The 7,323-nt window shown below is 43.4% G+C and carries 7 protein-coding genes; all 7 read left to right on the top strand.

Features of this window, described 5'->3' with window-relative positions:
• The coding region (locus QZL69_RS12035; protein ID WP_291519580.1) for a phosphotransacetylase at window positions 1–693 on the top strand (693 nt) is incomplete at its 5' end.
• 59 nt (window positions 694–752) lie between these two features.
• Window positions 753–1,943: an acetate kinase gene (locus tag QZL69_RS12030; protein WP_022215450.1), complete on the top strand. Its 1,191-nt coding sequence runs from the start codon at window positions 753–755 to the stop codon at window positions 1,941–1,943.
• Window positions 1,944–2,139: 196 nt separating this feature from the next.
• Window positions 2,140–2,667: a YceD family protein gene (locus QZL69_RS12025; RefSeq protein ID WP_022215449.1), complete on the top strand. Its 528-nt coding sequence runs from the start codon at window positions 2,140–2,142 to the stop codon at window positions 2,665–2,667.
• Window positions 2,668–2,670: 3 nt separating this feature from the next.
• Window positions 2,671–2,853 (top strand): 50S ribosomal protein L32, encoded by a 183-nt coding sequence (rpmF, locus tag QZL69_RS12020; protein WP_005425421.1) that lies wholly within the window; start codon window positions 2,671–2,673, stop codon window positions 2,851–2,853.
• Window positions 2,854–2,958: 105 nt separating this feature from the next.
• On the top strand, window positions 2,959–4,380 hold the full coding sequence (locus tag QZL69_RS12015) for a hypothetical protein (protein ID WP_022215448.1): 1,422 nt from the start codon (window positions 2,959–2,961) through the stop codon (window positions 4,378–4,380).
• A 79-nt stretch (window positions 4,381–4,459) separates the two neighbouring features.
• Window positions 4,460–5,140 (top strand): hypothetical protein, encoded by a 681-nt coding sequence (locus QZL69_RS12010; protein ID WP_022215447.1) that lies wholly within the window; start codon window positions 4,460–4,462, stop codon window positions 5,138–5,140.
• Window positions 5,141–5,142: 2 nt separating this feature from the next.
• The gene (locus QZL69_RS12005) at window positions 5,143–7,323 is read left to right on the top strand and encodes a serine/threonine protein kinase (protein WP_022215446.1); all 2,181 of its coding nucleotides are present in this window, start codon (window positions 5,143–5,145) and stop codon (window positions 7,321–7,323) included.

Below are 7,323 nucleotides of genomic sequence, written 5' to 3'. Positions count from 1 at the left end.
TACCCATACTATGGTGTAATGATGGTAAAAATGGGCGATGCAGACGGTATGGTATCCGGTGCATGCCACTCTACAGCAGACACACTTCGTCCATGCCTGCAGATCCTCAAAACAAAACCAGGAACCAAACTGGTATCCGCATTCTTCCTGATCGTAGTTCCGGACTGCGAATACGGCGCAAACGGAGCATTTGTATTTGCTGACTCTGGTCTGAACCAGAACCCGACTCCGGAAGAACTTTCTGCAATCGCAGCATCTTCTGCAGAATCATTCCAGCTTCTTGTTGAGGAAGAACCGATCGTTGCTATGCTTTCACACTCCACAAAGGGAAGTGCAAAACATCCAGACGTAGACAAGATGGTAGAAGCTACAAGAATCGCAAAAGAAGAACATCCGGAACTCAAACTGGACGGAGAATTCCAGCTTGACGCAGCGATCGTACCAAGCGTTGGTGCATCCAAAGCTCCGGGAAGCGAAGTTGCAGGTAAGGCAAACGTTCTTGTATTCCCTGACCTTGATGCAGGAAACATCGGATACAAACTTGCTCAGCGTCTTGGCAAAGCAGAAGCATACGGACCTGTTACACAGGGTATCGCAAAACCAGTCAACGACCTGTCCAGAGGATGCTCTGCAGATGATATCGTTGGTGTTGTTGCTATCACAGCTGTACAGTGCCAGGCAGAAGACAAATAATTTTGCACAAACAATAAATAATATTACATATTGAAATATATGGAACAGGAGATATTAAGATGAATGTATTGGTAATCAACTGCGGAAGTTCCTCTCTGAAATATCAGCTCATCAACTCTGATACAGAGGATGTTCTGGCAAAGGGTCTTTGCGAAAGAATCGGAATCGACGGAAGACTGGTTTATCAGAAAGCCGGATCTGACAAAGAAATCACAGAGTGTGCAATGCCTACACACAAAGAAGCGATCCAGTTCGTACTGGATGCACTGACTAACGACAAGACAGGTGCGATCAAGAGCCTTAAAGAAGTAGATGCGATCGGACATCGTATCGTCCACGGTGGCGAGAAATTCGCTTCCTCAGCAGTGATCACAGACGAGATGATCGCAACAGTAGAAGAGTGCAACGATCTTGCACCACTTCACAACCCGGCAAACCTGATCGGTATCCGTGTCTGCGCAGAACTTATGCCAGGCGTACCGCAGGTTGGTGTATTTGATACAGCTTTCCATCAGACAATGCCTGCAAAAGCATATCTGTACGGACTTCCGATCGAATACTACAAGAAATACAAAGTAAGAAGATATGGTTTCCACGGAACCTCCCACAGCTTCGTATCCAAACGTGCTGTAGAATTCCTCGGCCTTGACAAAGACAACTCCAAAGTTATCGTCTGCCACCTTGGAAACGGATCTTCCATCAGTGCTGTTCAGAACGGCAAATGCGTAGATACTACAATGGGACTTACACCACTTGAAGGCGTTGTTATGGGAACACGTTCCGGTAACATCGACCCGGCAATCGTTGAGTTCATCGCAAAGAAAGAGAACCTTGACCTTGCAGGTGTTATGAACGTTCTCAACAAGAAATCTGGTCTTCAGGGTATGTCAGGAGTCGGCAGTGACATGCGTGACATCAGAGCAGCGATCGAAGCAGGAAACGAAGACGCTAAGAATGCATACGATGTACTCTGCTATGGTATCGCTAAATTCGTTGGCGGCTATGTAGCAGCTATGAACGGTGTAGATGCGATCGTATTTACAGCTGGTATCGGCGAGAACGTAGGAGCACTTCGTAAAGATGTATGTAACTACCTTGGATACCTCGGAGTTGAGATCGATGACACTGCAAACAACACATTTGGAGAAGAAATCGTTATTTCCACACCAAACTCCAAAGTCAAAGTTGCAGTTATTCCTACCAACGAAGAACTTGCAATCTGCAGAGATACAGTAGCACTGGTTAAGTAATGCCAGGGTTCATGACTCAAATATAAGAAATAAGAGAGGGAATTTACCGTATCGGCAGATTCCTTCTCTTTATCTATGCTAAATACAGTATACCCTGTCAGATTTTCTGGCAGAAAAATACAAAATAATTTAAAAATCAGATTGACAAACCAAGGTCATCTATGTATAATTGATAAGGTGTGAGTAGGAGATAATTATGCAGATTCATTTATCAGAGATTATTGATAGTGAAGGAAAGGTCATTCAGATCACTCCTGAGCTTGAACTAGATACAATTTCATTTCAGTTGGGAGAATATCCGATCCTGGATAAGACTCCGGTGAAACTTACCATTGCCAATACCGGCAATAAGGTACTGGAATTAACCGGTAACGGAAGTGTCACGGTCGGTATTCCGTGTGACCGCTGTCTTGAACAGGTTTCCGTTGAGATTTCATACAGCATTGAGCGCAAACTGGATATGAAACAATCTGATGAAGACAGAGTAGAAGATCTGGATGAGAATGACTATCTCACGGGAATAGACCTGGATGTGGACCGGTTGGTCTATCTTGAGGTACTGATGAACTGGCCTTTGAAGGTTCTCTGCAGGGAGAACTGCAAAGGAATCTGTAGCCAGTGCGGGAAGAATCTGAACCAGGGACCCTGCGGATGTGCAGAGGAACCGAAGGATCCACGTATGGCCGCCATCAGTGATATATTTAGTAAATTTAAGGAGGTGTAACCTATGTCCATATGTCCAAAGAACAAATCATCCAAAGCTAGACGTGACAAAAGACGTGCTAACTGGAAAATGAGTGCTCCGAACCTGGTAAAATGCAGCAAATGCGGCGCCCTGATGATGCCTCACAGAGTTTGTAAAGAGTGCGGAAGCTACAACAAGAAAGAAATCGTGAAAGTAGAAGACTAATCACAACAATAAGAAGCAGGATCCTTGCGGGTTCTGCTTTTTTTTGTTGTCTGAAAAGGAATAAAAAGGTATAATTTTATTTATCACGGGAAATGGAGGAGAATCATGAAAAAGAGCAGCCTTTTTGAAAACCTTGTTATGAACTTTTCTATAGATACAGAGGAACTCTCCAAAACAGAGGAGAAGAAGCTGAAATCTGTTCCAACAAGACTGGAGATTCTGGCAGAGGGATTTGCATCCAGATGGGATCTTGACCAGGTGAACCAGAAGCTGGAAGAAAGTGGATGTGAGAAACTCTATGCGAGAAGTTTTTATGAAGCGTGTCTGATCTATGCATTTGAACGACAGATGGGATATGAAGAATGGAAAGAACTTTTTACCGAGGGAAGGAAGATTTTTGAGGAATCGGACGGAGCACAGAAGCGTTTTTTCAGGGGTGGAAAGATTACATTAAAAGAACTTGAGGAATATATGGAGGCAGAGTCTGTCTCTGAAGAACTGGAGACAATGCTTCTGACGAGATCACTGGAAGAAAAAATCATACAGAGCGATTCAGCGGAAGAATTCTGGTCTTTTGTGCAGGAAAATATAGAGAAATTTTCTTCTGTAAGAGAGCGTGCAAGATATTATTTCTGTAAATATCTTTATTTTTACATACAGGATCGCTGTGACCGATACTATGAAAGCTGTATCCGGGAAGAAAAACTCCGCAATCAGTATGGAAACATGCTTGAGAAGGGAGAACGCGGCAGAGAAGAGAAATTTGCTCTGGAAGAACTTGCCTTTTTGAAACCGCTGACAAAATTAAAAAAGGACGCGGATAAACAGAAAAACAACATGTCTCTGGAGGAAAAAAAGGAATATCTCGAAAACACTGCCCTGACACCGGGAGGCATTTTTGATGAATTCAATTATTTTTATTTTGGCTATGTATCGGTCGACTGGATGGAAATTCTTTTTGAACTTTATGGAAACTTTGATCAGTGGCCACAGAACATGAAGATCCGCGTTGCACATTCACTGGGACTTTGCAGCCAGAACCCGTCTTCTGAGGAATGGAAAACTGCTTCACAGAAACTTTTCCAGATGGAAGAAGAACAGCGAAAGAAAGAAGAGGCAAAAGATTTTGTCGGAGGCAGAAACGAAGGAGAACGCAAAAAAGCTTATCAGAGAGGTCGTTCCGGAGAGGATTTCTTCCGGGAATTTATTACAGGCGGAAGAGATATCAACAGGGCGACCCTGATCAGCTTCCTTTTGTTTGTCAAGGTCAGAGTTCCGCTGGACGATGAGAACAAGATCACAATGAACCGTCTCAACCGTATTCTGATGAATTGTGGATTTTCTGTTCTGAAACCAGACCAGGAGTTTGACCGGTTTGTGATCCGTTTTCTCCGCTCTACAGAACCGCTGGATGTTCTGGAAGAAGAGGTGGAGAAGCAGGTGATCCAGGGAAAGAATTTCTATCTCTACAAAGTATACCGTGATTCTTACTGCCATCAGAAAGAATTGCTGGATTATCTTGTGTAAAAAACAAATTTTCCAAATGGTCTTATATACTGTAATCATATAAAGAACACAGGAAATAAAGCAAAGGAGAGGAAAGAGAATGAAAAAGATCAGAACATTTTTTATCAGAACAATCTTAGGAATTATGGCGGGACTGTTTTTGAGTGCAGGAATCACAGCAACACCGGTACAGGCAGCCGGAATCAGTTATCAGAAAGCAGTTCGAATGTACAACAACAAATTAAGCTACTGGGGAAGAAGAGGCACACGCCTGAATATCAACTACGATTTAAGAAGCCGTTCCGGCTGGAAATATAATGACTGCGGAAAGAATGTTTCCATGAAAACAGTGCATTGTGATAATAACCTCCGCTACATTTTCCGTGATGTAAATGGCGACAATATTCCGGAAGCATTTTTCTACAGTGAACGCGCAAGAGTAATGCTGGTCTGGACAATTTACAGAGGACAGGTACAGCCGGTTGCAACCATGCGTACTTCCTATTTTGGACCTCAGAAGCTTCTTTACAATAAAAGAGAGAAGACATTTATCGTAAAGACCCTTATCACAGGAAGAAGTGTTTCCAGAAATATTTTTAAGATCAAAGGACGTACACTTTATATCAATCTTACCATGTCTGATTATGTCGGACAGCGTCAGTCAAATGGCAGGATCAAAGTAAATTACTGGATTGACGGAAGATCCGTATCAAAGAGCAGATACCAGAGCTACTATAATGCATATTTCCGCTACCACGCAGCCTACTCCTGGGGACCGTGAAAATGAAAGAAAGCGTTATAGAAGAACAGAAACTGGAGTTATATCATCTGCTGAAAGACCGTTATCTGATTGGTGATCTTCTCAAAAAAGGAGAACACAGCCGGATTTACCGTGCATATGATACGGTATTGGATCAGGAGATCACGATCAAAGAATTTGTTCCTGAGAATCCTGATATGGCGGAAACAGATACCGGGAACTTTATAGAGGAAGCAGGAAAATTCTTCGGAGTTTATGAGTATCAGGGAATTGCAGAAGTGACAGATGTTTTCCGCGACGAGGAACATGCTTATATGGCAATAGAATATCTGCCGGGGAAAAATCTCAGAGAGTACCTGAATGCTGAAAAAAAGGGCCAGATCACAATAGAGGAAGCATGGACACTGCTTTTTCCTGTGTTGGATACAGTTTCCTGGATGCACAGCAACGGTATGGTTCACGGTGGCATCAGGATGAGCCGTCTGATTTTTGATGAGAATGACAGATTATGTCTGACGGGGATCGGTGACTGTTTTCTGAGAAACAGAGAGTCAGAGGCAAATGGTCCGTGGACGGATGTAAGAGCCGTGTCAGAAATCCTGTACGAATGTCTTACCGGCAAGTCTCCATTGCAGGCAGGATGTCTCTGGAACAAAAAGAAAATCAGATCAGTCAGTATCTGGACTACCGTCAGCAGCAGGGTAGATGAGACGCTTCTGCGCGAATTGAATTATGGGATTGGAGGCGGCTGTTTCGGATTCTATGCACTGGCAGAACAGCTTGGAATGCAGAATGAACCTCTGGCAGTCTATCTTGGAGCAATTCAGTCTGTGTGGGGCGAATCCTGGCTGAACCTGACAGAAAAGTATCAGAAAGAAGCATATCTGGACGAAGAACACGCATTTTTGACCAGGAAACAATGGAGAAATATTCTGAACATAACGGGGATTTTTCTGGTGAGTATTGCTGTCGCAGGGTGTGTGGGTTTCTGGTATACCCATACACATGAACGGCAGATCTTGGAATGGCAGATTCAGAAAGACCGCACAAAATATCACAGGATATCCGGAAAGGAAACAGATGGATTTGCAATTGGAGACATTCATCTTAAGAAATTAATGGAACAGACACTTGGAATTTCGCTGGAAGAAAAAAGCCGCAATTCTTATTCGGAGATGCCCTATCAGGAAAGCTGTACTTATGCATCGCCGGAAAAAGCAGGAAAAGAGCAGATAGAAATTTTCAGTGACAAAGAAGACAGAAGGGTAAATTCCTGTGAAGTTGTTCTTTCGAAAGAAGAAATGGAGCTGTTTTTTCAGGAGATTTTTTCGCAGATCATTCCGGAAACTTATCTGACAGAGGAAGAAATTGAGAGAACTTTTGACAGAACCCAGGATGGCTTTTACCGCTTTGATGCACATGGAAAATTTCAGATGACATTGTGGAAGAAGAAAAGTTATGGGGAAACAGAAAAAGAGCAGGAATGGTATCATTTAAGCCTTACTGCCTGTGCCAGAGAACCGCAGGATGAAAAGGAAGCAGCGGGAAGCTATGCAAGAGATTCCAAAGAATACAGGGAATTCATGGATTTTGTAAAAAAACATGCAGTAAAGACAGAAATGATATCAGATACGATTATTTATAAACTGGAAGAGGAAGCGGTGCGGAACTGGAACCAGCCATCTAATGTGCCACTTCTGAAAAAGACCAGAACGGATTTTATGCGGGCGCTGGAAAAATCCGGCTGCAGTTTTGAGATAAAATCCGAAAAAGATATTTTCCAGGTGACAGATGCCGGAATTGGTGCGCTGAAAGCGGAATTTGTGCGGGAGGTGCGGATTGAAACAACAGAGGGAGAGAGAATTTTTCTTCAGTATGATTTTCTTTCAGAACGAATTGTCCAGATCTGTCTGGGTTCTGTTGATTCTGCGAGAGAGTGGAATTATGGACTTGGAGCCGAACTGATCGGGGCACTTTCTGATGACAACAGGAAATCAGAAGAAAAGCTTGCGAAAGAACTGAAACAGAATGCATCAGAACTGGAAGCTTCCTCGCTGGCACAGGAGAATTGTGGTGATCTCAGCTGGATGATCCTTACAGATGATGATCGGGTACCGCGGCTTATTCTTGCACCACACGGACTTCTGGATGACAAAAGTTTTCCATATGCGGCAAGCCGATGGCAGCAAAAGGGAGAGGACTGA

The organism is Blautia sp. CAG:237 (assembly GCF_000436615.1).
In the GTDB taxonomy this organism is placed as follows: domain Bacteria; phylum Bacillota; class Clostridia; order Lachnospirales; family Lachnospiraceae; genus Blautia_A; species Blautia_A intestinihominis.
Note: the sequence above shows the minus strand (reverse complement) of the source record. Positions and strands in the feature narration are given on the sequence as shown.

What these genes read in the sequence shown, in the direction of transcription:
- QZL69_RS12010 (WP_022215447.1), top strand. Translation starts at nt 4,460, where the DNA reads ATGAAAAAGATCAGAACATTTTTTATCAGAACAATCTTAGGAATTATG.
- QZL69_RS12015 (WP_022215448.1), top strand. Translation starts at nt 2,959, where the DNA reads ATGAAAAAGAGCAGCCTTTTTGAAAACCTTGTTATGAACTTTTCTATA.
- rpmF (WP_005425421.1), top strand. Translation starts at nt 2,671, where the DNA reads ATGTCCATATGTCCAAAGAACAAATCATCCAAAGCTAGACGTGACAAA.
- QZL69_RS12005 (WP_022215446.1), top strand. Translation starts at nt 5,143, where the DNA reads ATGAAAGAAAGCGTTATAGAAGAACAGAAACTGGAGTTATATCATCTG.
- QZL69_RS12030 (WP_022215450.1), top strand. Translation starts at nt 753, where the DNA reads ATGAATGTATTGGTAATCAACTGCGGAAGTTCCTCTCTGAAATATCAG.
- QZL69_RS12025 (WP_022215449.1), top strand. Translation starts at nt 2,140, where the DNA reads ATGCAGATTCATTTATCAGAGATTATTGATAGTGAAGGAAAGGTCATT.